Origin of the sequence: Enterococcus sp. DIV1090, from assembly GCF_050537975.1 — a bacterium.
GTDB lineage: Bacteria > Bacillota > Bacilli > Lactobacillales > Enterococcaceae > Enterococcus > Enterococcus faecalis.
In genome coordinates, this window is sequence record NZ_CP172917.1 from 2,076,453 (window position 1) to 2,102,452 (window position 26,000).

The following is a 26,000-nucleotide window of genomic DNA, read 5'->3' on the forward strand; positions in this document are numbered from 1 at the left end:
GCGCCTGGACCAAAAATCACTAGTAATTTTTGGCCCAGGCACACTTTTATTTTAATTTTTCTAGATAGTTCAAGGCATCTTGAACCGTTTTTACTGGGACAATTTTCATTTTTGTCCCAATTTTTTTCGCAGCTTCTTGTGCTTCTTGATAATTCGATTTGATTTTCGGCTCAACTTTTTTCATTTCTGAAGTTATTTCATCATCGGGTGCAAAGAAAATTTCTGCACCGTTCTCACTGGCAGTTACAACTTTTTTGTCAATGCCTCCGATTCTACCAACGATTCCTTGACTGTTCATCGTACCTGTTCCAGCAATTTCATGACCTTTACGTAAATCTTTATGACTTAATTGTTCATAGGTCTGCAAAGTAAACATTAACCCAGCCGATGGCCCACCAATATCACCCGCTTCAATAGATACTGGGATAGAAGAATCAATTTCAGTATGATCAGTCAAACCAATACCAATCCCCGCTTTTTTATCTGTTGGCAATTCAATTAATTTGCCGGTCGCTTCTTTTGCTTTGCCATCTTGAATAAATTGAACAGTGACTTTTTGATTCACTTTTTGTGCTTTAATGTAATTCATTAATTCTTCACTGCTTTTAAAAGATTTACCATCCACGCCTGTCACGGTATCGCCAACTTCAATTTTTCCTTTAAAACTTGAGTTGTCTTCCATCGCTAACACATAGACACCTTTAAATTTCATCTCATATGGAACCTTCGCTAATTTTAAGGCTTGCTCAATTGCGGCGTTTTTTGAGGAATCCATATAATATTGTTGAATTCGATTATATTCGCTATTACTACTATCTCCCATTAATTCTTTTTTGGACATGACTTCTTGAAAATCCGAAAAGTTTGCTTTTATGGCAGAAAAAATAGTGGCCGAACGAATGCCCACCGTTGTTAAATAAAAAGCACCTGACTGCGTATCTTTTTTTCCATCAACAGTTACAAACTCTTTTAAATTTTCTGTCGTTCCTGGTCCTTCAATATAATAAGGAATTGGGACGATAAACAAACCAATTAGCAGCAATGCCAATACCATTGGAATGAGTGATTTAAACGAAAATTTTTCTGTTTTTTTATTCATTATTTTAGCTCCAGTCATTCTTCTTTTGTTTTAACGCATGATAAATATTGGGAGGAAGATAGTCAGACACATCGCCTCCAAAACGTAAAACTTCTTTTAGTAAACTGGAGCTTACATGTGCATATGGTTCTTCTGCTAATAGAAAAACCGTTTCAATTTCTGGCGCCAGATGTTGATTCATTTTAGCAATGTCTTTCTCGTACTCGTAGTCTTTGACGTTTCTAATGCCACGAATCAAAAAATTAGCCCCTAATGATTTTGCACTTTCCACAGTTAACTGGGTTTCTTGCATGATAACACGCACATTTGGCATTTCTTTAGTTGCTTCTTCAATTAAATATTTTTTCTCTTCTGGCGTAAATAATGTTTGCTTACTTGTATTTATAAAAACGCCAATAATGACTTCGTCAAATAACTTCGCACTGCGTTCAATCAAATTTAAATGACCATTTGTCATCGGATCAAAACTTCCGGGAAATAGAGCAATTTTACGCATCTTACGCCTCCTGACGATAAATCGTTACTTGAGTGATTCCGTAAACGGTTTCTCTTGTTTTTTCTAGTGTACCAATCGTTTCCGGTAATTTGACAGTTTTATCTGTTTCACAAACGATAACGGCTTCGTTTGTTAATAACTGCCGTTCTAACATCTTTTCTAATTGTGAAACAATTTCTTGTTTGGCATAGGGCGGATCCAATAAGACCAAATCAAATTGTAGCTTCTCTTCATAAAACTGTTCTAAGGCACGATTAGCATCCATTTTTCTAACTTCAAATTTTTCTGGTTCTTTTGTAATCGCAATATTTTCTTTAATTACTTTTAGTGCAGCAAAATTCTTTTCAATACAAATACTTTTGTCCATTCCACGAGAAACGGCTTCAATCGCTAACCCGCCACTTCCTGAATATAAATCCAGCGCCATTCCACCATCGAAATATGGACCAATCATATTAAAAATAGATTCTTTTACTTTATCTGTTGTGGGCCTAGTATTGTCGCCATCTAACGCTTTCAGACGCCGGCCACCATATTCTCCAGAAATAACACGCATTGTTTCGACTCCTTTATCAATCATTCTTTTATAATTCATTATAACAAAAAGAGTGAAAAATGTTTGAAATTTCTCATAACATTTCTCACTCTTTTGCATTAGACATTCTCTGCTAAGCGAATCTCTGTAGATAATTCCTCTACTACATAGCCGTCGTCTTCTTGTTCTTGATAAGCCGCTTTGGTACCAATTTTTTCAGCAAAATTCATTTCGACATCTGGTCGATACGATTTATCGACACTACGAACAAAATGTAACTGATTAATTTTTTCCATGTTACTTTCAATATTTTCTTCATTCATGTAAATCACCACATATTTCATTTTTCGTGAAACATAGTGAATCAGTCCATATCGGCGTAACTGTTTTAACGGTTTTAATGTGTATACCCAAACAATTAGGCAACGACGCTCTTGAAGCGTAAATTCTTTTTCTTCTTTAGCTTGCATGGCAGCTTCCTCCACAACCTGAATGTTTCTTTCCTCGTTCAAAGAAAGGATTTCCAGCATCTACTTTAATATCTTCAGAAATTAGTTGCGCAATCTTTAAACCAATTGTATCTAGCAACGTTTGAACGTTTGTCTCAGCAAAACGATAATTTGCAACGATTTCATTTAAATCAAGCGCCCGCTTCGCTTTACGTAGGGCTCGTTGTTTCTCCCGAAAATCGGGTGCATGAATTCCATAAGCTTCTACTCGTTCAAAGGCTGACTTAGCTTCTAAAAATGCTTTTTGTAACTGAGCAACTTCCGCCGAAGCATACATAGCTTTTTTTGCTTCTTTATAGTTTTGAACAGCATCACTTTCTAAAAGTGCTGAAATTAAACATTCTGTTTGATCTTCAATTGCAAATAAATGTTCTGTCACAATCATAACTTTTCACTACTCTCCGTGATTTGCCTATTTTCTGGTCGTTTCTCTAATAAGACTAACACACCTTCATTGGAAAAGGCAACGCCCAATTCTGTCGTTTCTGACTCAGCAAAATAGCTATCATATTGCGGGTCCGAAAACCATGACAAAATAGTAAAGGTACTATCATAAACAGGTTCTTGGAATATACCTGCTGGTTCTCTCAACGAAAGTTTGCTCGTTTTAACTAATAAAGAAAATTCGTCCTTAGTCAAATGAAAGGGATGAATGGCTGTATGTTCCTCTCTCGTTTGTAACAATTCTGCTTGTCGATTTGCCGACAAAATTGTTGGAGTATGGTTAGCCATCGTTTGATACAATGTTTGGGCATCTTTTTGGCTTTGTGTAGAAACTGAAAAAGCAGCTTGACTTTCTTGCTGTTTAACCAGATTCATGACATAAATCGCTTGGTTACTTTGAACAGGATCGAAGGTCATTGACTGCGTTATATCAACTGGCAAAGGAGAACCTTCATTTAATTGATACGGCATTTCCGTGAGCAACGTTTCTTTATTGACATAATTAACTGCCATTAAACCGCCTGTCCGCTGATTAAAAAATAACACTGCAAAACTGCCATTATCAAAAGCAACCAGTGGTCGATAGTTCATATCTTCTTCCATCAGCTCGACATCGTAAGCTTCATGATGAAAATTAAATGCAAAATTCGAATAAATCGTCATTAAATCAGACAAGTCAGCAAGCTTCATATCTATTTTAAACGGTTCTATCATTTTGTCATTGTTAAAGGCCTTAATTGCGATGACTTTATTTTCTCGAACGTTGACTTCTAAGTAATCATTCATCGTCAAACCGAACGTCCATAATTCATACGTACGACCTGTTTTAATTTTTTCTTTAGGATTGCCAAACTGGCGGATAAAGGTTTCCACATCTTTCCCTATGTATGCTGCGTAGCCAGAAGCTGGCAATTCTTCATGAGGAACAGCGGTGTGAGCGCTGGATAAGCGCCCACTTTGAGCTGTTTCGGTTGGTTTTTCAGCAGGGAAAAAAACTGGCTCTAAATATCCGATGAGTAGAACTGTTAAAAAAACAGCAGTAAAGGCCCAAAATCGCTTCATTTTTTCCCCTCTCATCTTATTTTTCTTTCACTTCTAATAACAAATCACCTGAGCTGATTGCTTCGCCTTCTTCAACATAAATGTGATCAACCGTGCCCGCAAAACGTGCTTCGATAGTCGTTTCCATTTTCATGGCTTCTGTAATCAGCAACGGCTGACCTTTTTCTACTTTATCGCCACGTTTGACCAATACTTGTAGAACAGAACCAGACATCGTTGCGCCGATTTGTTCTTTATTAGTTGGTTCTGCCTTTTGTTTTACTTGAACAGCAGACTTAATGGAGGCATCTTTAACTAAAACCTCACGACGTTGCCCATTCAAATTGAAGAACAAGACACGGTTTCCGTCAATATCAGGTTCGCCAATTTCATCTAAACGAATAATTAACGTTTTTCCTCGTTCAATTTGAACTTCCAATGTCTCTCCTTGACGAATACCATTAAAGAATGTTGGCGTATCTAATAAGGTTATATCTCCAAAGGTTTCGTATTTTTGACGATACTCTAAAAATACTTGTGGATACATTAAATAACTTAAAACTTCTTCCAATTTAGGTTGATACCCAATTTTTTCGGCTAATTCTTCTTGTACTTTCGCAAAATCAACAGGTGCTGCTAAGTCACCTGGCCGCTCTGTGAAGGCTGGTCGACCTTTTAGAATAATTCGTTGCAGCTCTTTCGGGAACCCACCAACTGGTTGACCTAAATCACCTTGGAAAAAAGTCACAACGGATTCAGGAAAACTTAGTTCTTCGCCACGCACATAAACATCTTGTTCTGTCAGATGATTTTGAACCATGAAGAGTGCCATGTCTCCCACGACTTTTGAAGATGGCGTCACTTTTACAATATCGCCAAACATCAAATTCACTGTGTGATACATTTTTTTGATTTCATCCCAACGGTGCCCTAAGCCTACCGCTTTTGCTTGCTGCTGTAGATTAGAGTATTGCCCACCAGGCATTTCATGCATATAGACTTCTGTTTGCGGGGCATTTAACCCATTTTCAAATGGTTGATAATACATGCGCACATCTTCCCAATAATGATTGATTTTCTGTGCATTATCAATGTTAATAGTTGGCGTCCGTTCACCATTGACTAAAGCATAATATAGACTGTTCATACTTGGCTGGCTAGTTGCGCCACTCATCGCACTCATTGCGACGTCAACAATATCAACGCCTGCTTTAGTAGCTGCTGAATAAGTGATGATCCCATTGCCACTAGTATCGTGGGTATGGAGATGAATTGGTAAATCCGTGGCTGCCTTTAATTCACTAATTAAACGATAAGCAGCTTGTGGTTTCAATAAGCCAGCCATATCTTTAATCGCAATGATTTGTGCCCCTAAATTTTCCAATTCTTTAGCCATATCAAGGTAATATTGAACATTATATTTTGCTCGGGCTGGATCATTGATGTCCCCAGTATAACAAATTGCTGCTTCCGCAATTTTTCCGGTATCCCGAACGACTTGAATACTTTTTTCCATTTGAGGAATCCAGTTTAAGCTATCAAAAATTCGGAAAACATCGACTCCTTGGCGAGCGGATTCTTTAATAAATTCTTCAATAACATTATCAGGATAATTTTGATAGCCTACCGCATTAGATCCTCTGAACAGCATTTGTAAAAGTGTGTTTGGCATCAACTGACGAATTTTTCTTAAACGTTGCCATGGGTCTTCGGTTAAGAAGCGATAGGCAACATCGAACGTAGCGCCACCCCACATTTCACTAGAAAACAGCTCAGGCAGGGCTGCATCAGTTAGACCAGCAATTGCTTTAAAATCTTGTGTTCTCACACGAGTAGCTAATAAACTTTGGTGCGCATCACGGAACGTGGTATCTGTCATTAACACACTTTCTTGATTCTTAACCCAATCGATGACGGCGGTTGCTCCTTGAGCGTCTAGAATATTTTTAGCTGTGATCACTTTTTCTGGAACTTCAATATCTGTCGGCACGCGCGGGGCTTCAAAATATTTTTTCTCCGTTCGTTCAATGCCAGGGAACCCATTGACCGTTACTTCTCCAATGTATTTCATCGTTTTATTGCCACGATCGCGCATACGAGGAAATTCAAATAATTCAGGTGTATTATCAATAAAGGTTGTTTTGGCTTCGCCAGATTGAAACGCTGGATAGCTCACAACATTTTGTAAAAACGGAATATTTGTTTTCACGCCACGAATCCGAAATTCTTTTAAGCAGCGTTGCATTTTACTGATTGCCTGTTCAAAAGAGAAACCATGCGTACAGACTTTAACCAATAAAGAATCAAAGTAGGGCGTCACAGCGTAGCCAGAATAAGCATTCCCTACATCTAAACGCACACCAAAACCACCTGGTGAACGATACGTATCGATTTTCCCTGTGTCTGGCATAAACTGGTTCAGGGGATCTTCAGTCGTAATCCGACATTGAATAGCCGCGCCTTTTAATGTCAATTCGTTTTGTTTTGGCAAATGCATATCTTTATGCAAATCAAGCCCTTGTGCAATTTGTAATTGAGAGATCACAATATCAATATCTGTAATCATTTCTGTGATAGTATGTTCTACCTGAACACGAGGATTCACTTCAATAAAATAAAACTGATCCCCTTCTACTAAAAACTCAACCGTTCCCGCATTCACGTAGCCGACATGCGCCATTAACTGTACAGCAGCCGAACAAATGGCTGCTCGTTGTTCTTCATTCATTGATACACATGGTGCGACTTCTACCACTTTTTGGTGGCGTCGTTGAACGGAACAATCACGTTCAAATAAATGCAAGACATTCCCATGATGATCGCCTAAAATTTGTACTTCGATATGTTTAGGATTAGAAATATACTTTTCAACATAAACCTCGTCAGAACCAAAGGCTGCTTTCGCTTCACTTTTTGCTCTTTCGTAACCTTCTCGTGCTTCTTTGGCATCGTGGGCAACGCGCATCCCGCGACCGCCGCCACCTAAAGCAGCTTTAATCATGATAGGAAAGCCATGCGTTTCACCAAAAGCTACGACCTCTTCCACCGTTGCTACTGGCCCATCTGAGCCTGGAATCGAAGCAATCCCCGCAGCTACAGCTGCTTCTTTCGCTTTAATTTTATCGCCAAAAATATCTAAATGGTGTGTTTTAGGTCCAACAAAAATGATTCCTTCTTCTTCACAACGTTCGGCGAAGCGTAAGTTCTCTGATAAAAAGCCATAACCAGGATGAATGGCATCTGCTCCCGATTTTTTGGCAATTTGGATAATATTTTCAATGTCTAAATAGGCTTCAATTGGTTTTTTCCCCTTACCAACTAAATATGCTTCATCTGCTTTGAAACGATGAACAGAATACTCATCTTCTGCAGCATAAATCGCTACTGTCTGGATATCTAATTCTGTACAAGCTCTAAAAATTCGAATCGCAATTTCGCCACGATTGGCAACTAATACCTTTTTCATAACGTCACTCCTACCATCAATTTCCTTCAAATTTATTGGTTCTGTTCTAAAGATAAATAGTACTCCTTTTCTAATTTCTGACGTGTTTCATCTGCACTGATATTCAGGACAAAGGCCACAGCAATCGAAATAATCAGCAAACTATTCCCACCTTGACTCAAGAACGGGAAAGTAATTCCTGTTAATGGAATAATCCCAGTAATCCCACCAACATTAATAAAGACTTGAATTAATAACATTGTACCAATTCCAATACACATTAGTGAATTAAAAGGTTTCTTCGAGCGTACACCGACTAAAATAATTCGCGCAATCATAAACATCAACAATCCTAAAATCGCTAGACCACCGATAATGCCTAACTCTTCTAAAGTAATCGCAAAGATAAAGTCCGTATGTGCTTCTGGTAAAAAGCCTTTTTTCTGAACACTATTCCCTAGACCTTTGCCAAACCAGCCGCCGTTACTGATTGCATAATAAGAATTAGCTAACTGATGGCCTAAGTTCCGTTCATCTAAAAATGGATTTTTAAAAACAGCAAAACGATTATAAATATATTGATAACGCGCTGGGAAAATTTTTCCTTTAGACATAATTAATAACTGAATAGCCGTGATACTACCTAAAATGCCCAAGCCACCGACCAAGTAGGTATACATATAATTAATCCCACTTGCTAAAACCATCACGATGGTAATTAATGTTAGAATGGCCGCATTCCCGAAGTCAGGCTGGATTGCAACTAGAGCAATTAATACAAAAACGAGCATCAATGGGCGCCCGGCAGCTTGTTTAAATTGATCCATACCTCCATTAATTGTCTTTTGTCGCCGTGCTAAAATATAAGACAGATACCAGACAACCATAATTTTTAAATACTCAGCTGGTTGCATCGAAAATCCACCAATCTCAATCCAACCACGTGCGCCGTTAATTTCTTTCCCGATACCAGGAATCCGAACGGCTAAAACCATAACCGTAATTACTGCAATGGCAAACATGATAAAACTTCGATTCTGGAAAACGGATGTTTTCATCTTATAAATAAAAAACATTGCAACTAACCCTACTACCCAAAAGGCAACCTGGTTAATAACGAATGAGGTAGGTGAAAAACCTTTCATTACTTGTAATGCGGATGTGGAACTATATACCATAATCAATCCCACGATACTTAAAATTAAATATGGAATAAAAATACTATAGTCTAGCAAATGCCGTTTCTTTACTTTGTTTGGCAAAGCTTAACCCTCCTTGCCAATCTCGTTTTTTTCTTGTGTTTCTTCATAAACATCTGTATATAATTGATTCAATTCGCGTTCTAAATCACTTAGTAAACGATGTCCTTCATCATTAGTTAAAATCCCCAAACGGGTCGCATAGGTCACTTGTCTTGAAAAACCATACATTTGTGTATCCACCACTTCTTCAAATGCTTTACATTGAGAAATGCACAAACTGTTTTTTTGATTACGAATAAGCATTTTAATGCGTTCTGCATCGTCTTCTAATAATTGAATGGCAAATTTCTTTGAAATTCCTTCGTCCATTTGTACAGAACCTCCCTATCTTAATTAAATAATTATAACATAATTCTCAGTTAGATACATGATGATTTCAGAAAATTTCCTTTAAGAAATTTTCTAAAACCAAGCGATATATTAAGTAAGAAATCTCTTTATATAACAAGCTTATTTTATCAATACAACAACAAATACATTAAAAGACTTTTTTCTTATTTTCTGCTTTTAATTTTAAATAAAATAACAAACTATATCATTTTTTTGTCTCTTGATATTCTTTAATTACTTCTAAAAAGGCGGTACCATATTTATCTAATTTATTTTGGCCGACCCCTTTTATTTGCAATAATTGAATCGTTGTTTGCGGTAATTTTTCACACATTTCTTTAAGTGTACTATCGGAAAAGACTACATATGGCGGCACACCTGCCTCTTGAGCCATGTCCATACGTAATTCGCGCAATCGTTCAAACAAGGCATCATCCACTGCTACTTTTCGTACTTTTTGGTCTTCTTTTCGGAAGACTTTCCGTTCCCCTAAAAGCACCTGAACACCTTCTGTCGAGACTGATAACAACGGAAATTGCCCATCAGAAGGAATTAAATAACGTTCTGCTGTCAAATAATCAATCAGCTGTGTGACTTCTTTTTGGGTGCGGCCTTTCATTAGTCCGTATGTTGGCAAACGATCAAAATGCCATTGATCAATTTTTTGATCGTTTGAGCCAGTCAAGACTTTACCAACTAAGCCCTTACCGAAACGTTCTCCCATACGTTTTACACAAGACAAGACTTTTTGGGCATCGACCGTAATATCGACTAATTCTCGATTATCCAGACAATTCGAGCAGCGACCGCAGTCCGTCCCTTCTTCACCAAAATAGCGTAAAATATATTTTTGTAAACACATTTGTGCATTCGCATATTGTGACATTTCCCGTAATTTCAAGTACTCTTTCTGCTTATAATCAATGGTCATTTCAGATTGTTCAATAAAGTATTGTTGAATTTGCAAGTCTTGTGGAGCAAACATTAACACAGCATCACTAGGTAGACCGTCACGACCAGCTCGGCCCGCTTCTTGGTAATAAGATTCAATATTTCCTGGTACTTGTGCGTGAATGACAAAACGAACATTACTCTTATTAATCCCCATACCAAAGGCATTTGTTGCTACCATCACTTGCACTTGATCATACAAGAACGCTTCTTGATTTTCACTACGTAGCTGTTCACTCATGCCCCCATGATACATCCCAGCCGCAATTTTTTTACTTTCTAATAAATGATAAATTCGTTCAACTTCCTTCCGCGTGCTTGCATAGATAATACCTGATTGCCCAGTATTCATCTTTAAATATTCCAAAAGAAAAACGTCTCTGTTTTGATCCTTCACGACTTGAAAAGATAAATTTTCTCGAGCGAATCCTGTTTTGATTTCATTTTCTGATGGAATTCTTAATTGCTTGACAATATCCTCCGCTACTTGTGGCGTTGCTGTTGCTGTTAGTGCAATCACAGTTGGTTGCTGTTGAAATTGATCGATAATCTCTGCTAAACGCAAATAGCTTGGACGAAAATCATGCCCCCATTGTGAAATACAGTGTGCCTCATCTACTGCCAATAAATCAATCGGTACATGTGTCAGCATCTGTTGAAAATCATAAGATTCTAATCGCTCTGGCGCAACATACAATAGCTTGACTTCTTTGTTAACCGCTAATTGAATACGATGATTCATTTCTTGATAGGAAATGGTACTATTGATATATGTAGCTGGAATCCCCATTAAATTCAGGGCATCTACTTGATCTTTCATTAAAGAAATTAATGGTGAAATCACCAATGTTAAATTATCCAAAAGTAAGGCTGGCAACTGATAACAAATCGATTTGCCTCCACCTGTTGGCATAATGCCTAAGACATTTTCTTGTCGCAATACATGACGAATAATCGTTTCTTGTCCTGGCCGAAAATCATCATAGCCAAATGTATCTTTTAATAATTCTTGTAATGCACTCATTTATTGCGCTCCAATCTTTGTTCTACAAGTCATTTTAACACGCTAATCTAACAGGAACAAGGTGTGTTAAAACAAGACACAATCGTGAAACACCAGTTAACGTGAAACATCAAAAAGAATGAAAAATTGTGAAAGCTTGCTATCAAAAGCTTTCAAAAATAGCGACATTTGCTTGTTGTGGATAACGAGTAGTTATCCACACATAAAAAAATAACCTTATCTTAAAATACGCATTAATTCGTTTTTGCCATCAAAAAAACCAACTATTTTCGTAGTAAAACGAGCATAGTTGGTTTAAATGTTTATTTGTCGAAAAATTATTCAGCTTTTTTCTTTTTCTTGCTTGCTTTTTCGCGTTCGTTTTTGTTAAGAATTTGTTTTCTTAAACGGATGCTTTCTGGTGTTACTTCACAGTATTCATCTTCATTCAAGAATTCTAATGATTCTTCTAACGTTAATTTTTTCGGTTTTTTAATGACTGATGTTTGGTCTTTCGTTGCCGAACGAACGTTAGTCATTTGTTTAGCTTTTGTGATGTTCACAGTTAAATCGTTGTCGCGGTTGTTTTCCCCAACAATCATTCCTTCGTAAACTTCTGTCGTTGGTTCAACGAAAACTGTACCACGTTCTTCAATACTCATAATTGAGTAAGTCGTTGCTTTACCAGTATCGATTGAAACTAGTGCACCTTGATGACGGCCACCAATCGTTCCTTGAATCATTGGTAAGTATTGATCGAAGGTGTGGTTCATAATACCATAACCACGAGTCATTGATAAGAATTCTGTTGAATAACCAATTAAGCCACGAGCTGGTGCTAAGAAGATTAAACGCATTTGTCCGTTACCGGCATTAATCATATCTTGCATTTCGCCTTTACGTAAACTTAGGGATTCAATCACGCTACCCATGTATTCTTCAGGTGTGTCAATTTGAACACGTTCAAATGGTTCACATTTAACCCCATCAATTTCACGTTCAATAACTTCTGGACGAGAAACTTGTAATTCATAGCCTTCACGACGCATATTTTCAATTAAAATTGATAAATGCAATTCGCCACGGCCTGATACAGTCCAAGAATCTGGGCCAATTGGATCAACACGTAAAGATACGTCTGTTTGTAATTCAGCCATTAAACGTTCTTCGATTTTACGAGCGGTGATGTATTTTCCTTCACGTCCCGCAAATGGAGAATTGTTAACTAAGAAAGTCATTTGTAAGGTTGGCTCATCAATGTGTAGAATTGGTAATGCTTCTTGATTGTGAACATCTACAACTGTTTCCCCAACGAAAATGTCTTCCATTCCGGAAACGGCAATTAAATCGCCCGCTTTTGCTTCATCAATTTCCACACGTTGTAGGCCAAAGAAACCTAAAATTTTCGTTACACGGAAATTTTTCACGCTGCCATCTAATTTCATCAACGCAACTTGGTCGCCGACTTTCATTGTGCCACGGAACACACGGCCAATCCCAATACGTCCAACGTAATCGTTGTAGTCTAGTAATGAGACTTGGAATTGAAGTGGTTCGTCTGAATTGTCAACTGGAGCTGGCACATGTTCAATAATTTTATCAAAAATTGGGGCCATTGTTGGCTCTTGATCTGCTGGATCATCTGATTCACTTGAAGTTCCGTTTAAAGCAGAAGCATAAACAACTGGGAAATCTAATTGATCGTCGTCTGCGCCTAATTCGATGAATAACTCTAAAACTTCATCTACTACGTGTTCAGGACGAGCAGAAGGTTTGTCAATTTTGTTAACAACCACGATTGGTGTTACTTTTTGTTCTAATGCTTTTTTCAATACGAAACGTGTTTGAGGCATTGTTCCTTCATACGCATCGACAACTAAAACAACACCGTCTACCATTTTCATGATACGTTCTACTTCACCACCGAAGTCCGCGTGTCCTGGTGTATCTAGAATGTTGATACGTGTACCGTTATAATCTACGGCTGTATTTTTTGCTAAGATAGTAATTCCACGTTCACTTTCAAGTGCATTGGAATCCATTGCACGTTCTTGTAATTGTGTGTGTCCATCTAAAGTGTCAGATTGTTTTAAAAGTTCATCTACTAAGGTTGTTTTACCATGGTCAACGTGGGCGATAATTGCCACGTTACGAATATCATCTCTGTATTTCAATTTAATTGCTCCTTATCTATATACGCTTATGTTACTTAAGTCCATAAAAGCCGACTGCTTATTATAGCAAACTTTTTTCATTAAAAAAAGGCTTTCGCCTGCAAAAATAATGAAAGTTTTAGAAATTATTCGGCTTTTTCTGAAAACAAGGACATTTTTTTACAAATTTTTCTCTTTTAAAAGAGGAAGAGCCTTACCTTTCAGCAACGCTCTTCTTTGATTATTCCGATTCATTTAAGTATCGGGTAAATACTTCATCATAGGTTTCAGGAGTTGCTGCAATAAAGTATTCACGACCCGTAAAAGTTAATGGTTTTCCTGTAATACCAGAGTATTTAAACCCGAATTCCTCCAAAAGTACTAAGCCTGCTGCATAATCCCAAGGACTTAGATTAGATAAATAGCCATGATGGTTGCCTTTTAACATGGCGATAATTTCCAAGCCTGCACAACCGCTAATACGCACGCCCATGCTTGCTTGTCCGATTTCCGTTGCGTGATGAATATTTTTTCCATGCATGTAAGCATTCATGCCCCATAATCCATCTGCCAAGGCTTTCATAGTAGGCGCTTTTAATAATTGATTATTCCGATAAACGCCAAGCCCTTTGCCGCCCCAATAAAGTTCTTCTCGCATCACATCATAGATAAAACCTAATTTACCAATGCCGTCTTCATAAACAGCTAACATAATACAAAAATTTTCTCTTTCCATCACGAAATTCATTGTGCCATCAATCGGATCGATGATCCACACGCGACCAGCAAAACTTTTTAAAGTATTGTAGCCTTTTTCTTCCCCTAAAATTTGATCTTCGGGAAAATTTGTTTGAATTTTATTCATTAAAAATTCTTGGGTTTGTTCATCCATATTTGTCACTAAATCGGTGCGGCCATTTTTCTGTTGAACGGTTAACTCTGATTCCAAGTTCATTCGAATCACATCGGCTGCTTCAAAAAGCCAACTTTGAATTGTTTGAACAAATTTTTGCGTTTCAGTCATCTAATCATCCCCCAGCTTTAATTTACCGCTTCCCTGTTTTTTAGCTTGTTGAAGCGTACGATATAACGAATATCCTGAAGCATTTTCAAATTCACGACCTAAGCGTTTTTCTTCGCCGATACTTTTAACGACCGTTTTAAATTGTTGATAAGTTGTTAAAAATTTGTCAACAGGCAAGCCTGTTTCGTTGGCTTGCTCAACTGCTGTCCACATATTAGTGACAATCACCATTTCCTCTGTTGTCCAATCTAAATCTAATGGATATTGATAGTCTTTCATGTCTTCACCTCATCTTCTCTAGTTTAGCATATTTTCATAAAAAAACATCTTATTTACGTCGATTTTTTAATGCGTTAAAGAGAGGATATTCTGCTGTTCCTTTGCGATACAAACTTTGTTGTGAAGCATAAATACCGCTATTTCCTGAACACATAAAACTGATTAAGCAGACCATGAAAAAATAGACCGCCGCTTCACTACCAAATAGTTCAATGCCCATAATGAAACAAGCAATCGGCGTATTCGTGGCGCCAGAAAAAACACCAATAAATCCTAAACCTGCTAAAAAAGGAATTGACAGATGTAACAAAGGGGCCAAAGAACTACCTAACGTAGCCCCAATTTCAAACAATGGCGTCACTTCTCCTCCTTGAAATCCGGCACCCAAGGATAACACCGTAAAGAATAATTTCCCAACAAAATCAAAAGGCTGCGCATTGCCTGCAAAAGCATCTTCTAGTAAAGGTAAACTCAAGCCTAAATAACGTTGGTTGTTTAAGACGAGCACAAACAGAACGACAATGGACGCCCCAAGAAACGCACGAAGGTAGACATTAGCAAACCAATTTGCATAGGTCTTTTTTAAAAAGACAATGGAACGACTAAAAACCCAACCTGCCAAGCCAAAACAAATCGATGCCAAAAATAATTTTACAAATAGATCAACTGACCAAGTCGGAATTTTGCCCATCGGATAATGCGTATGTGTTACACCAAAACTTTCAGTTACAAAATTAGCAAATAAGCCTGCAAAAAAACTTGGGAAAAGTGCCTCTGCACGAACTTTTCCAATCGCCAAAACTTCTAATCCGAAAACCGTTCCCGCTAATGGTGTGCCAAAAACAGAACTAAAACCTGCACTAATTCCGCTAATAATAATTACTTGTCGTTCCAAAGCGGACAGTTTAAAGACTTTTCCTACAGCATTTGCGATTGCGCCCCCCATTTGCACCGCCGTCCCTTCACGACCAACAGAACCACCAAATAAGTGCGTAGTAATCGTGCCAAACAACGTTAAAGGAATTAAGCGCAAGGGAATATCTTCTTCCCCGCCATTGCCTTGTTCAATCACTAAGTTATTTCCTCGGCTAGCATTTTTCCCAAAACGCGTATAGAAATACGTAAAAACGACACCGCTAATAGGGAGGATAAAGAGTAACCAAGGGTTTGCTAAACGAACATCTGTTACATAGGTAAGACTCTTTAAGAAAAAGGCGGATAACGCCCCCATAAATAAACCAATAATTGCGGTAATGAGCAACCATTTTGCCATATAACCGCCGATTGATAGTAGTTGCTTTGTTTCTTTTTTCACTTTACATGCTCCTTTACAATTTTCTTATCGCCAATCCTAGCGTACAGAAAAAGCCTACCAAAGGGTACACTTCTCCCGTTTGGTAGGCGTCATTAATTTATTCGTCCGATAAATAGTTCGTGGTGAACACCATCACCATGTTGCTATTAAACTATTAAAAATAATACCACGCAACTCTGGAAAGTGCAATAGAAGAATAACTCATTACCTTTAACAACCTTCACGTGTCTTTTTAGACACTAGCTCATTAAAAAAAATAACCATGATTTCTTCGCTTTCCAGATCTAACAACTTAGAAATCAATTTAATATCTGAAGCTTTAAATACAACCTCTCCTTTTAATTTCTTATAAATTGTTGAAGCTGAGATTGGTTGACCTGCAGCGGTCATTTCACTTGCTAACCATTCAACATTTTTCCCTTTTAATTTCAATTTTGAATGAATTAAATTTGATTCCATTTTACTCCCCCTTTTCACCCCTTTTAGTGTCTTATTAGACACTGGAAGTATATCATTTTGTGAAAAAACCGTCAATATATGCCTATTCAATAGTTATTTATCACTCTATGTATAGAGTAAAACATGTTTCTTTTGCGACACTTTTTGTGCTAGAATGTTTTTACGGAGGTGGTTTTTTTGAAAGAAAATTTTTTGAAGCAAAAAAGGATGGAGAAAAATCTTACATTAGAACAAGTTGGAAATTTTGTTGGTGTTGGAAAAAGTACCGTCAGGAAATGGGAAACTGGAATGATTGAAAATATGGGGAGGGATAAAATTGTCGCCTTATCTAAAATTTTAGATGTATCACCTCTTGAAATCTTAGGTATTCCTGAAACGGAAGAAACGCCATTTGTTGTCCCAACCAATATTATGAACATTTACAAACAGTTAACAACTGAAAATCAAGAAGCAGTCTTTCGATACGCTCAAAAGAAATTAACAGAACAAAATTACTTTTAATATTTATTTTAAATAGATGAATGCTAGACTTTTTAGTCAACGTCAAACAAAAAAAGCTTATCCTTACGGATAAGCTTTTTTTAGATTGACTGTTGGCCAAAATACTGACGCCATTTGGTTTTCATGGCTGTCGTCATCGGCAACGCCGCTTCTTTTACAGCACAATATTTGTCAACAAAGGTTACAATGTAACTTTCTTTGTATTTTGGTGGTGCAATAGTTGCGCCCCACATATGTTTAATAATAATGTCTCGTTCTAAATCAGACAACTCTGTAATTTTTTCAGCATTTTTGGCTGCAATTCGTGGATGAACATAGGCATGAGAGCCTTCGTCAAACTTTGTTGTGCGCCAATCATAGTAAAACAAATCATGTAATAAACCAGCACGAGCTGTTGCACGAGCATTGCCGTTCCAACGCTTTGCTAATTTATAGCTATGATAGGAAACACTAATTGAATGTTCTAAACGAGTTGAATGCATATGTTGTGTGTATTCTGCTAATTTTTGGACTTCTTCGGTTGCTAATAAATCTTCTACATAAGAAAGATATTCTTCGTCTTCACGCCATTTTTCTGTCATATAATTGGGTGCCACCTTTTCTAATCCTTTTATAACTTGACTCGAGTATAGCACCCCAGCTATTTAATTACTATGAATTTCTCAATCTGTAACTTAACTTTAATATTTGCTTAATAAGTTTAGCGTTCAACGCAGTAAAATTTTCACAAAAACTTCTACATTTCTTCTGGTGCATGTAACCCTAGTAAACGTAAATCTTCTTTTAGAACAGTAGCTACTGCATAAACTAACGCTAAGCGTGCCTCTTTTTGAGCATCTTCATCCAAAATCCGAACATGGGCATAATATTTATTGAACGCTTGTGCTAAATGAATGCTATGTTTCGCAATAACAGATGGTTCATATTTTTCAGCAGCTTGCATCACAGTTTCAGGGAATTTTTGTAACAACTTCACGACTTCCCAGCTATCCTTGTCATTTAGTGCATAACGTTGTGTAGCGTCTGGTGTAAAGTTTGCTTTACGTAAAATACTCATCGCACGAGCATGTGTATATTGAACATATGGCCCAGTTTCGCCTTCAAAACGAACAACTTCATCTAATACAAAATCGAAATTATTTAGACGATCATTTTTAAGGTCATGGAAAATAACTGCACCTACACCTACTTGTTTCGCCACTTCTTCACGATTTGCTAAGTCTGGATTTTTCTCGTTAATTTGATTTCCTGCTAAAGTAACAGCTTCATTCAATACTTCTTCTAATAAAACAATTTTCCCTTTACGTGTGGATAATTTTTTACCGCCTTGAGTAATTAAACCAAACGGAATGTGTTCCATATCATCTGACCAGTCAAACCCTAGTTCTTTCAAGACTGCTTTTAGTTGTTTGAAGTGATTGCTTTGTTCGTTACCGACTACATAAAGTGATTTGGCAAAATCATACGTCCGTTTACGGTAAAGCGCAGCAGCTAAATCCCGTGTGATATATAAGGTCGCACCATCTGATTTACGAATAAGTGCTGGATTTAAATTATATTCTGTCAAATCAACAATTTCTGCACCTTGATTTTCTGTTAATAAATGTTTTTCTTCTAATAAAGTAACAATTTCATCCATTTTATCATTATAAAAGGCTTCGCCATTGTATGAATCAAATTCAACTTCTAACATGGAATAGATTTTATCAAATTCTTTTAGAGACTCGCTACGGAACCATTTCCATAATTCATTGGCTTCTTGGTCTCCTTCTTCTAATTTTTTAAACCATGCACGTGCTTCGTCTTCTAATTCTGGGTTTTCTTCTGCTTCTTCATGAAATTGCACATATAAGCGCAATAATTCATTAATTGGTTGTTGGCGGACTGCTTCTTCAGAACCCCATTTTTTATAAGCTACAATTAACTTACCAAACTGTGTACCCCAGTCACCTAAGTGGTTAATCCGAATTGGCTGATACCCAATTTTTTCTAAAATAAAGGCAATTGAATTCCCGATTACCGTAGAACGTAAGTGCCCCATAGAAATTGGTTTAGCAATGTTTGGTGAAGACATATCAATAGGAACATTGCCATTATTACCAAAGGTACTGTTTCCGTAGTTGTTTTTTTCTTTGACTACTTCGCCAATAACAGCTTGACTGACTGCTTCTTTATTCATGAAGAAGTTTAAATAAGGTCCCACCACTTCAATTTTTTCAAAATTTGTGCCATCAATTTTTTCTGCTAATTCTGCTGCAATTTGTTGTGGTGCTTTACGATAAATCTTAGCTAATGAAAAGGCTGGAAAAGCAACATCTCCATGATCAACAGATTTAGGATTTTCCAATAATTGTTCGATTTGATCCATCGTTAATTCTTCATTTAAAACATCATGTAACGCTTTTGCTACGATTTCTTTGTTGTTCATAAGAACCCTCCTGATTAATTTGTAAGTATAAAAAAACAAAAACGTCTCTGACAAAACAAAATGATTTGTTTTGTCAGAGACGAGAATTTACCCGCGGTACCACTCTAATTGTCTATACTACTTGGATAGACCTGCTTCATCGATAACGGTGATTGCCGTCTGCTTTCAGCAGAATTCTAAAAGTGCGCTTCCTCATTCCGATCACTCTTGGCTCCCACCTTCCCAAGATCGCTAAGCTGACGTTGAAATAAGTACTCTCTTTATCATCGAATGTCATTGTTAAACTGGCTTCATTATAGCAAATTTTTGTCTAGCTGGCTAGCCTTCTTCACTAATTGTCATAAAACTAACGCCAGGTTCTGCATTTAAGTTATACGAAGCAAAATGATTCTTTTCAGCTTCGATAAAGGCGGCAGCGCCAATCATCGCCGCGTTATCCCCACAAAGTTTTAATGGCGGAATAAGTAATGTCACTTCTGGTAATTGTTCACTGATTGCATGTCTCATTGCTTCTCGTAATCCTTGATTCGCAGCAACGCCCCCAGCGATTAGCAATTGCTTAACAGGATATTCTTGACAAGCACGAATGGTTTTAGTCACTAATACTTCTACCACACTCGCCTGAAAACTTGCGGCTAAATCCTTTGTAGACAGTGCTTCACCACGTTGCTCTGCATTATGAACCGTGTTAATAAACGCACTTTTCAAACCACTAAAGCTAAAGTCATAGTTATCCTCTTTTAGCATCGCCCGTGGAAATTGATAGGTATCTGTGCCTTCATGGGCCAAAGCATCAATCTCTTTGCCACTAGGATAAGGCAACCCTAACACCCGTCCGACTTTATCATACGCTTCACCAGCTGCATCATCGCGTGTTTCACCAACAATTTCGAAAGAGCCATCTTCTTTCATGTAGACCAATTCCGTATGTCCTCCACTAACGAGTAAGGCCATCAATGGAAATTCGAGCGGTGCCACAAAACGGGCAGCATAAATGTGTCCAGCCATATGATTGACCGGAATAAGTGGTAATTGGTGCGCCCAAGCAAATGCTTTTGCTGCAGAAAGTCCTATTAATAAAGCACCGACTAACCCAGGCCCATAGGTCACAGCAACACCACTAAGCTCTTCTGGTGTGACTTTTGCTTCTGTTAATGCTTCTTCAATACAGATCGTCACTTGTTCAACATGATGACGACTCGCAACTTCCGGAACGACTCCACCAAAACGTTGATGGCTCTTAATTTGCGAAGCTACGATATTGGAAAGAATTTTGTCGCCATCTTCAATGACAGCCACACTTGTTTCATCACAGCTACTTTCCACAGCTAATAATAATTTACGTTCTTTTGTAAAAATTGTCATTGGGCTTCCTTCCTTAATTTCGCACACATTACAAAGGCATTTTCTTGCGGTTCTTTATAATAATTTTTTCGAACAGCTACTTTCCGAAATCCTGTTTTCTCATAAAGTTTTTGAGCTAATGTATTCGATTCTCTGACCTCTAAGAAAATTTGTGTAATGTCACGACTTTTAACATATTCTTTAAAAGCTTTCATTAATTGACAACCAATTCCTTGGTGTTGTCTCTGACCATTCACAACAACGTGACTAATTTCTGCTTCATCTAAAATAAAATGATAGGCAATATAGCCTAACCACTGGCCATTTTCAACTAAAAAAAGATATTCGCTATTTTCCTGAGCAAAATCTTCCGCGAATTGTGTTTCTGTCCAAGGGGAGCCAGTTGTATAAGAAGAATTACTGAAACGCCATAATTCTTCACCAATATTTGCTACAGATATTTCTTTTTTTGTTACTAACATTTTTTCTTCACTCTTCTTTTAAATCAATTATCATTTCTAGTGCGTCTTCATTATTTTCGTCATAATAGCCTTTTTTCACCGTTTGTGAGGCAAAGCCAATTTTTCGATACAAACGTTGGGCTTTAACATTACTCATTCGTACTTCTAGCGATAAGGTTTCACAACGATTTTTCTTGGCAAAAATTCGCGTTTCTTCTATTAAAGAACGACCTAAACCTAAGCCTTGGTATGCTGTATGGACAGCGACATTCGTAATGTGTGCATCCGTTCCTTGAATCCGACAACCAATAAAGCCAACTGTTTTTCCGTTAATTGCCGCTAACAAATAGAGATGCGGCGCTTTTGAGCCAAGTTCTGCCATGAAAGCAGACATCGTCCAAGGAAGTTCCCCAGCGTAAACTTCACGTTCAATTGCTAGTAAATCCTTAATATCTTGGTAGGTGATTTCACGCAATTGAAATTCTTGCTGGTTCATTGCAATGGTTTTAGTTATATACCGTTGCCGTCTTTTTGTAAAGTATTTTGTCACAAAATTAAAGTTTTTCCACATAGCTTTCTCCATTAGGCGTGTGTGTCTTCAACCAATTTTCTTCCGCTTCTACTTTTTTCAAATACGCAGGTAAGAACCCATGAACATTTTCAACAGGCTCAGCCACACTACCTAACGCAGCCAAAACTGCAGCATTAGGAATTTGCCATTGCGGGACATCACAAATTTCCCCATGAGGAATGATTTGAGCTATTTCTTCAGTGAATTTTTCAACATCTTCACCCACAAAAAAAAGATTTGGTTCATTTTTTAGTTGTTCTAATAACTCCCGCAGGGAAATATGTTGGTCCGGTAACTCATTTTGCCACACGCCATCGACAAACCGATAAGCACCAGCATAGACGTTTTTACGACGCGCATCAAAAAGAGGCACAACTAAACCGGTTTGCCCAACACAATTGGCAGCTAACGTTTGTAGACTGGAAATGCCTACTAGCTCTTTCTTTAAAGTATAGGCCAATGTTTTGGCAGTCGTCACGCCTAAACGTAAGCCAGTGTATGATCCAGGTCCTTCTGCTACGACAAAACGATCAATTGCCGTTGGCGCCAAGTTCAATTGACTCATCAAATAGTCAATTGCCGGCATCAATGTTAAGCTATGATTTCTTTTAACCGTTGCTGTATAACTTCCCAGAATTTTTTGATTTTCACACACAGCAATACTCAATGTTTGGTTAGATGTATCTATTGCTAAAATTCGCACACGAATCCCTTTCCTTCTACAATTTAGTCGCTTCATTGTAGCACACTTTCCTTTTTCTAAAAAGGGAAAACGAGGTTTCTTTTTACAGAAACCTCGTTTCGTTCATTTTCTCTTTTTATTTAATGGTTGCTTCTAAGTAATCAATTAATGGTTTACTGATATCTGTTGCAGAACCATTTTCTCCTGAATTTTCAACCATAATCATTGTTAAGAATTTATTGTTACTACGATCTAACGTTAGAAGGAAACTGTTTTCTTTGCCATCTGTATCTTGTTTATCTTTTATTTCAGCTGTTCCTGTTTTAGCAGCCAATGAGAAGTTCGGATTGTACATATTATAAACATAACCTGAAGGATCTTCCACACTACCTAAAAGATCTGTGGCAATTGTATTCGCTGCGTTTGCGCTGATTACATTGTCTTTTTTCTTTGTTTCTTTGTCTAAAACTAATTTTGGATAGACTAATGTTCCATTATTTTGGAAAACACTATACATGGTAGCTTGCTGGATTGGCGAAATTAACAATTGGCCTTGACCGTAGCCCGTATCTGCTAAAAGAATTTCAGAATTAAATTTATCTTCATTTGAAATTTGAGCAGACGTCATGGCAATTGGTAAATCTAGTTCCTCACCGAAAATGAATTTATTAAGACCAGCTCTAAATTTGTCTTCCCCCATACGTAATGTTTGTTGGGCAAAATAAATATTATCTGAATTAACTAAAGCGGTACGCAGATTGACTGGACTTGCTTCTTTTACACGTGTCGCAAAATAGCCGCCCCAAGATTTATCTTTTTGCCATTTCAAACCATTAATTTCTAGCTCTTCATCTGGCTTCAATGTCCCTGCATCTAAACCAATGGCACCGGTAATTGTTTTAAAGGTAGAGCCTGGTGCATAGCCTGTCGCAAAACGTGCTGTGAATGGTAAATCTTTGTTGTTATTGTAAGCATCATATTCTTTTTGAGAAATGCCATTGGCCATTTTATTAGGATCATACGAAGGTGAACTAACCGTTGCTAATAAATCGCCTTTTTGAGGATCGGTAATGACCGCACTACCAGGACGTTTGTCAAATATAGCGAAGGCTTGTTGTTGTACGCCACTGTCAATCGTTAATTTAATCGTTTGACCATCTTTTTTCTCTTTGGTTTGTAAAGCTTTTTTGACATTCTCTTTGTCATCTAAAATAACTAGTGAGCCACCATCTTGCCCTCTTAATTCTTTATCAAACGCTCGTTCTAAGCCAGTTTTACCAATTACGCCCGTACTACTTAACTCTGGATTTTTTTCAATATCTTCTGCAGTAATGGTGCCCGTATACCCGATTAATTGCGCAGCTGCTTCCCCCAGCGGATAATAACGTGACTCTGTATCTTTTGTCGCAGCCCCTGTTGGTAATTCTGTCACTGGTTCAGAAGCGACTGTGATTGGTACAAAGGAGTCTGCTTGGACCCATCCTTGGCTTAACTTTTGATTGATTTCATCAACAGAAACGCCGAACTTATCACTAAAAGCTTTGATATTGGCTGTTTTTTCTGCGCCAGAACCAAGTTTGCCAGGCACTACGCCCACTTCGTCAAACACTTTGTTAATTGCTAGCCCACTACCATTACGATCGACAATTTCTCCACGTTTGGCATTATCTACTTGAATCGAAATTTTATCATTTCCTGACATATCTGGAAAAATTAAAGACGGCTTCCAAGCGATTTGGTAGGTATCGCCTTTTTTGGCGATACTTGATTGATAAGACAAATCTTTCATTTCGCCTAAAGGAGTGCTCATCGATAATTTATAGGTAAATGTGTATTGATTGTCTTTCGCCTTTTTGACTTGAACATCACTAGCTTTGACTCCTTCAGCTTGAATCCCTGAATAAATTGCTTGGTATTTTTCAACAACAGATTTAGTATCATAGCCATTTTTCTTTAAGCTAGCTTCTTGAACAACGGACGGTAACTTATCAAATTCCTGTTTTGACAATACGTTTAAAAATGTAGTAGCTGTTTTCTTCGCTTCGGCTAATTCTTGTTTGGCTTGCCATTGACTATAAGCATAATACCCGCCACCGGCAGCAGCGATTAGAACCAAGGCAGAAACACCAAGAATAAGTGGTTTTTTTGAAGATTTTTTATTACGATTGCTTCGTTCCATTCAATAATCCCCTAACTATATAATATGTCTTTTCTTCTATTATACGTAACTTTTTTTAAAATGCTTGTGTTTCACCTATACTTTTTTTAATTTCTTAATAAAGTTTGATCAATTTTTTCCATTTCATCAGGCTTTCGTTGGATTTCTCTGCATTCATTGTGTGGTATACTAGCTTTAACAATTAGTTTTTTATTAGGAGGAATGAACATGGGACTTATTAAAGCAGCAACAAGTTCAGTTGGCGGTGGCTTGGCCGATCAATGGCTAGAGGTTATTGAACCTGATAATATGGGGGACACAACCGTCATGACAAAAGGTGTTTTTGTGCGTAAAGATGATAAACGTGGTTCTAATCGTAAAGGAACGGACGATGTTTTAACAGATGGTTCTGTTGTACATGTCTATCCCAACATGATGATGCTTCTTGTCGATGGTGGCAAAATCATCGATTACACTGCTGAAGAAGGCTATTATACAGTCAAAAATGATTCTGCGCCTTCAATGTTTAACGGTTCTTTAAAAGATGCGATTGCAGAGACCTTCAGTCGTTTCAAATTTGGTGGCGTAACTCCACAAAAACAACAAGTTTTTTATATTAATTTGCAAGAAATTAAAGGCATTAAATTTGGAACACCTGCGCCATTAAACTATTTTGATAATTTTTATAATGCCGAACTTTTCTTACGTGCACACGGAAATTACTCAATTAAAATTACAGATCCTTTACTATTTTATACTAATGCGATTCCTAAAAACCAAACGCAAGTAGATATTAATGATATTAATGAACAATATTTGGCGGAGTTCATTACAGCATTGCAAGCAGCAATCAATCAAATGTCTGCTGATGGGCAACGTATTTCTTATGTTCCCTCAAAAAGTGTTGAATTAAGCAAATATATGCAAACTGCGCTTGATGAGGATTGGCGCACCAATCGCGGTATGGAAATTGTTTCTGTAGCAGTTGCGAGCATTTCTTATACAGATGATTCAACTAAATTAATCAACATGCGAAATGAAGGTGCTATGCTCAGCGATCCAGGTGTTCGCGAAGGCTATGTTCAAGGTTCCTTGGCTCGTGGTATGGAGGCTGCTGGTAAAAATGAAGGTGGCGCTATGAGCGGCTTTATGGGCGTTGGTATGGGCATGAATGCGAATGGCAACTACTTTGCGCAAGCGTCTCAAACAAACCAACAACAAATGCAAGAAAAACAAAACCAGCAAAATGCACAAGGGGCTACAGACACTTGGACTTGCCCACAATGTGGGACTGAAAACACTGGGAAGTTTTGTTCAAACTGTGGTACACCAAAACCAACAAACGAAAAACCAAAATTAGAAATGAAATGTAGTGAATGTAGCGAAATTGTTGACTTAAGTAATGGTATTCCTAAGTTCTGTCCACATTGTGGTAAACCATTCCAAGGGGTTCCTTTATAAGCAAGTAGTGAACAATTAAAGAAAAGGGTCAGGCACAAGTCTACCCTTT

The 26,000-nt window shown here is 37.6% G+C and carries 24 protein-coding genes, 1 riboswitch and 1 other annotated feature; of the genes, 2 read left to right on the forward strand and 22 right to left on the reverse strand.

Annotated elements, in window-relative coordinates:
- Positions 1-46: 46 nt before the first annotated feature.
- The 15 genes from IGL48_RS10025 to IGL48_RS10095 all read right to left on the reverse strand — a co-directional run bounded on the left by IGL48_RS10025 (position 47) and on the right by IGL48_RS10095 (position 16,420).
- Positions 47-1,117, reverse strand: a complete 1,071-nt coding sequence (locus IGL48_RS10025; RefSeq protein WP_002382735.1) for a SepM family pheromone-processing serine protease — start codon at positions 1,115-1,117, stop codon at positions 47-49.
- Positions 1,104-1,595 carry a pantetheine-phosphate adenylyltransferase gene (gene coaD, locus IGL48_RS10030; RefSeq protein WP_002356693.1) on the reverse strand — a complete coding sequence of 164 codons (492 nt, stop codon included), beginning with the start codon at positions 1,593-1,595 and terminating at the stop codon, positions 1,104-1,106. The genes IGL48_RS10025 and coaD overlap by 14 nt, the downstream gene beginning before the upstream one ends.
- A gap of 1 nt (position 1,596) precedes the next feature.
- Positions 1,597-2,190 carry a 16S rRNA (guanine(966)-N(2))-methyltransferase RsmD gene (gene rsmD, locus IGL48_RS10035; protein ID WP_002414371.1) on the reverse strand — a complete coding sequence of 198 codons (594 nt, stop codon included), beginning with the start codon at positions 2,188-2,190 and terminating at the stop codon, positions 1,597-1,599.
- A 59-nt stretch (positions 2,191-2,249) separates the two neighbouring features.
- A complete protein-coding gene (locus IGL48_RS10040) occupies positions 2,250-2,600 on the reverse strand; it encodes a YlbG family protein (protein ID WP_002359714.1) in 351 nt (116 codons plus the stop codon).
- On the reverse strand, positions 2,590-3,024 hold the full coding sequence (locus tag IGL48_RS10045; RefSeq protein ID WP_002384211.1) for a YlbF family regulator: 435 nt from the start codon (positions 3,022-3,024) through the stop codon (positions 2,590-2,592). The genes IGL48_RS10040 and IGL48_RS10045 overlap by 11 nt, the downstream gene beginning before the upstream one ends.
- Entirely contained in the window at positions 3,021-4,145 is a 1,125-nt protein-coding gene (locus IGL48_RS10050) for a CAP-associated domain-containing protein (RefSeq protein ID WP_010713205.1), read from the reverse strand. The genes IGL48_RS10045 and IGL48_RS10050 overlap by 4 nt, the downstream gene beginning before the upstream one ends.
- Before the next feature lie 16 nt (positions 4,146-4,161).
- Entirely contained in the window at positions 4,162-7,590 is a 3,429-nt protein-coding gene (locus tag IGL48_RS10055) for a pyruvate carboxylase (protein ID WP_010815208.1), read from the reverse strand.
- 32 nt (positions 7,591-7,622) lie between these two features.
- Entirely contained in the window at positions 7,623-8,831 is a 1,209-nt protein-coding gene (locus IGL48_RS10060) for an FtsW/RodA/SpoVE family cell cycle protein (RefSeq protein ID WP_010717097.1), read from the reverse strand.
- Between the two features lie 3 nt (positions 8,832-8,834).
- Complete coding sequence (locus IGL48_RS10065; protein ID WP_002356684.1) at positions 8,835-9,140, reverse strand: YlaN family protein; 306 nt, start codon at positions 9,138-9,140, stop codon at positions 8,835-8,837.
- A 226-nt stretch (positions 9,141-9,366) separates the two neighbouring features.
- Positions 9,367-11,136, reverse strand: coding sequence for a DNA helicase RecQ (recQ, locus tag IGL48_RS10070; RefSeq protein WP_002384207.1), 1,770 nt, complete (start codon positions 11,134-11,136; stop codon positions 9,367-9,369).
- A 317-nt stretch (positions 11,137-11,453) separates the two neighbouring features.
- On the reverse strand, positions 11,454-13,289 hold the full coding sequence (gene typA / locus IGL48_RS10075) for a translational GTPase TypA (protein ID WP_002356682.1): 1,836 nt from the start codon (positions 13,287-13,289) through the stop codon (positions 11,454-11,456).
- A 220-nt stretch (positions 13,290-13,509) separates the two neighbouring features.
- A complete protein-coding gene (locus IGL48_RS10080) occupies positions 13,510-14,292 on the reverse strand; it encodes an inositol monophosphatase family protein (protein ID WP_002384205.1) in 783 nt (260 codons plus the stop codon).
- Positions 14,293-14,571, reverse strand: coding sequence for a UPF0223 family protein (locus IGL48_RS10085; RefSeq protein ID WP_002356679.1), 279 nt, complete (start codon positions 14,569-14,571; stop codon positions 14,293-14,295). It abuts the gene before it with no gap.
- Between the two features lie 49 nt (positions 14,572-14,620).
- Positions 14,621-15,886, reverse strand: coding sequence for a voltage-gated chloride channel family protein (locus tag IGL48_RS10090; RefSeq protein WP_002384204.1), 1,266 nt, complete (start codon positions 15,884-15,886; stop codon positions 14,621-14,623).
- A gap of 76 nt (positions 15,887-15,962) precedes the next feature.
- A riboswitch (Fluoride riboswitch) is annotated at positions 15,963-16,032 on the reverse strand.
- Positions 16,033-16,096: 64 nt separating this feature from the next.
- Positions 16,097-16,420, reverse strand: a complete 324-nt coding sequence (locus IGL48_RS10095) for a hypothetical protein (protein WP_002384203.1) — start codon at positions 16,418-16,420, stop codon at positions 16,097-16,099.
- Between the two features lie 93 nt (positions 16,421-16,513).
- Between IGL48_RS10095 and IGL48_RS10100 the strand changes: the two genes are divergently transcribed.
- Entirely contained in the window at positions 16,514-16,846 is a 333-nt protein-coding gene (locus IGL48_RS10100) for a helix-turn-helix domain-containing protein (RefSeq protein ID WP_002356667.1), read from the forward strand.
- 80 nt (positions 16,847-16,926) lie between these two features.
- Here IGL48_RS10100 and IGL48_RS10105 read toward each other — a convergent pair whose 3' ends face one another.
- From IGL48_RS10105 to IGL48_RS10135, 7 genes are all read right to left on the reverse strand, one after another.
- Positions 16,927-17,427: an HD domain-containing protein gene (locus IGL48_RS10105; RefSeq protein WP_002356666.1), complete on the reverse strand. Its 501-nt coding sequence runs from the start codon at positions 17,425-17,427 to the stop codon at positions 16,927-16,929.
- A 155-nt stretch (positions 17,428-17,582) separates the two neighbouring features.
- Positions 17,583-19,274, reverse strand: coding sequence for an arginine--tRNA ligase (gene argS / locus IGL48_RS10110; RefSeq protein ID WP_002384202.1), 1,692 nt, complete (start codon positions 19,272-19,274; stop codon positions 17,583-17,585).
- Between the two features lie 72 nt (positions 19,275-19,346).
- Positions 19,347-19,550: a binding site (T-box leader), on the reverse strand.
- 42 nt (positions 19,551-19,592) lie between these two features.
- Positions 19,593-20,639, reverse strand: coding sequence for a tRNA (adenosine(37)-N6)-threonylcarbamoyltransferase complex transferase subunit TsaD (gene tsaD / locus IGL48_RS10115; protein WP_002388334.1), 1,047 nt, complete (start codon positions 20,637-20,639; stop codon positions 19,593-19,595).
- Entirely contained in the window at positions 20,636-21,100 is a 465-nt protein-coding gene (gene rimI, locus IGL48_RS10120; RefSeq protein WP_002384200.1) for a ribosomal protein S18-alanine N-acetyltransferase, read from the reverse strand. The genes tsaD and rimI (IGL48_RS10120) overlap by 4 nt, the downstream gene beginning before the upstream one ends.
- 7 nt (positions 21,101-21,107) lie before the next feature.
- Positions 21,108-21,662, reverse strand: coding sequence for a ribosomal protein S18-alanine N-acetyltransferase (gene rimI / locus IGL48_RS10125; protein WP_002384199.1), 555 nt, complete (start codon positions 21,660-21,662; stop codon positions 21,108-21,110).
- A complete protein-coding gene (tsaB, locus tag IGL48_RS10130; RefSeq protein WP_002362637.1) occupies positions 21,634-22,353 on the reverse strand; it encodes a tRNA (adenosine(37)-N6)-threonylcarbamoyltransferase complex dimerization subunit type 1 TsaB in 720 nt (239 codons plus the stop codon). Before tsaB ends, rimI (IGL48_RS10125) begins: the two co-directional genes overlap by 29 nt.
- 115 nt (positions 22,354-22,468) lie before the next feature.
- Complete coding sequence (locus tag IGL48_RS10135) at positions 22,469-24,511, reverse strand: penicillin-binding transpeptidase domain-containing protein (protein ID WP_002384198.1); 2,043 nt, start codon at positions 24,509-24,511, stop codon at positions 22,469-22,471.
- 207 nt (positions 24,512-24,718) lie between these two features.
- Here IGL48_RS10135 and IGL48_RS10140 point away from each other — a divergent pair, with 207 nt between their 5' ends.
- Entirely contained in the window at positions 24,719-25,951 is a 1,233-nt protein-coding gene (locus IGL48_RS10140) for an SPFH domain-containing protein (RefSeq protein ID WP_002356656.1), read from the forward strand.
- The last annotated feature ends 49 nt before the right edge of the window (positions 25,952-26,000 follow it).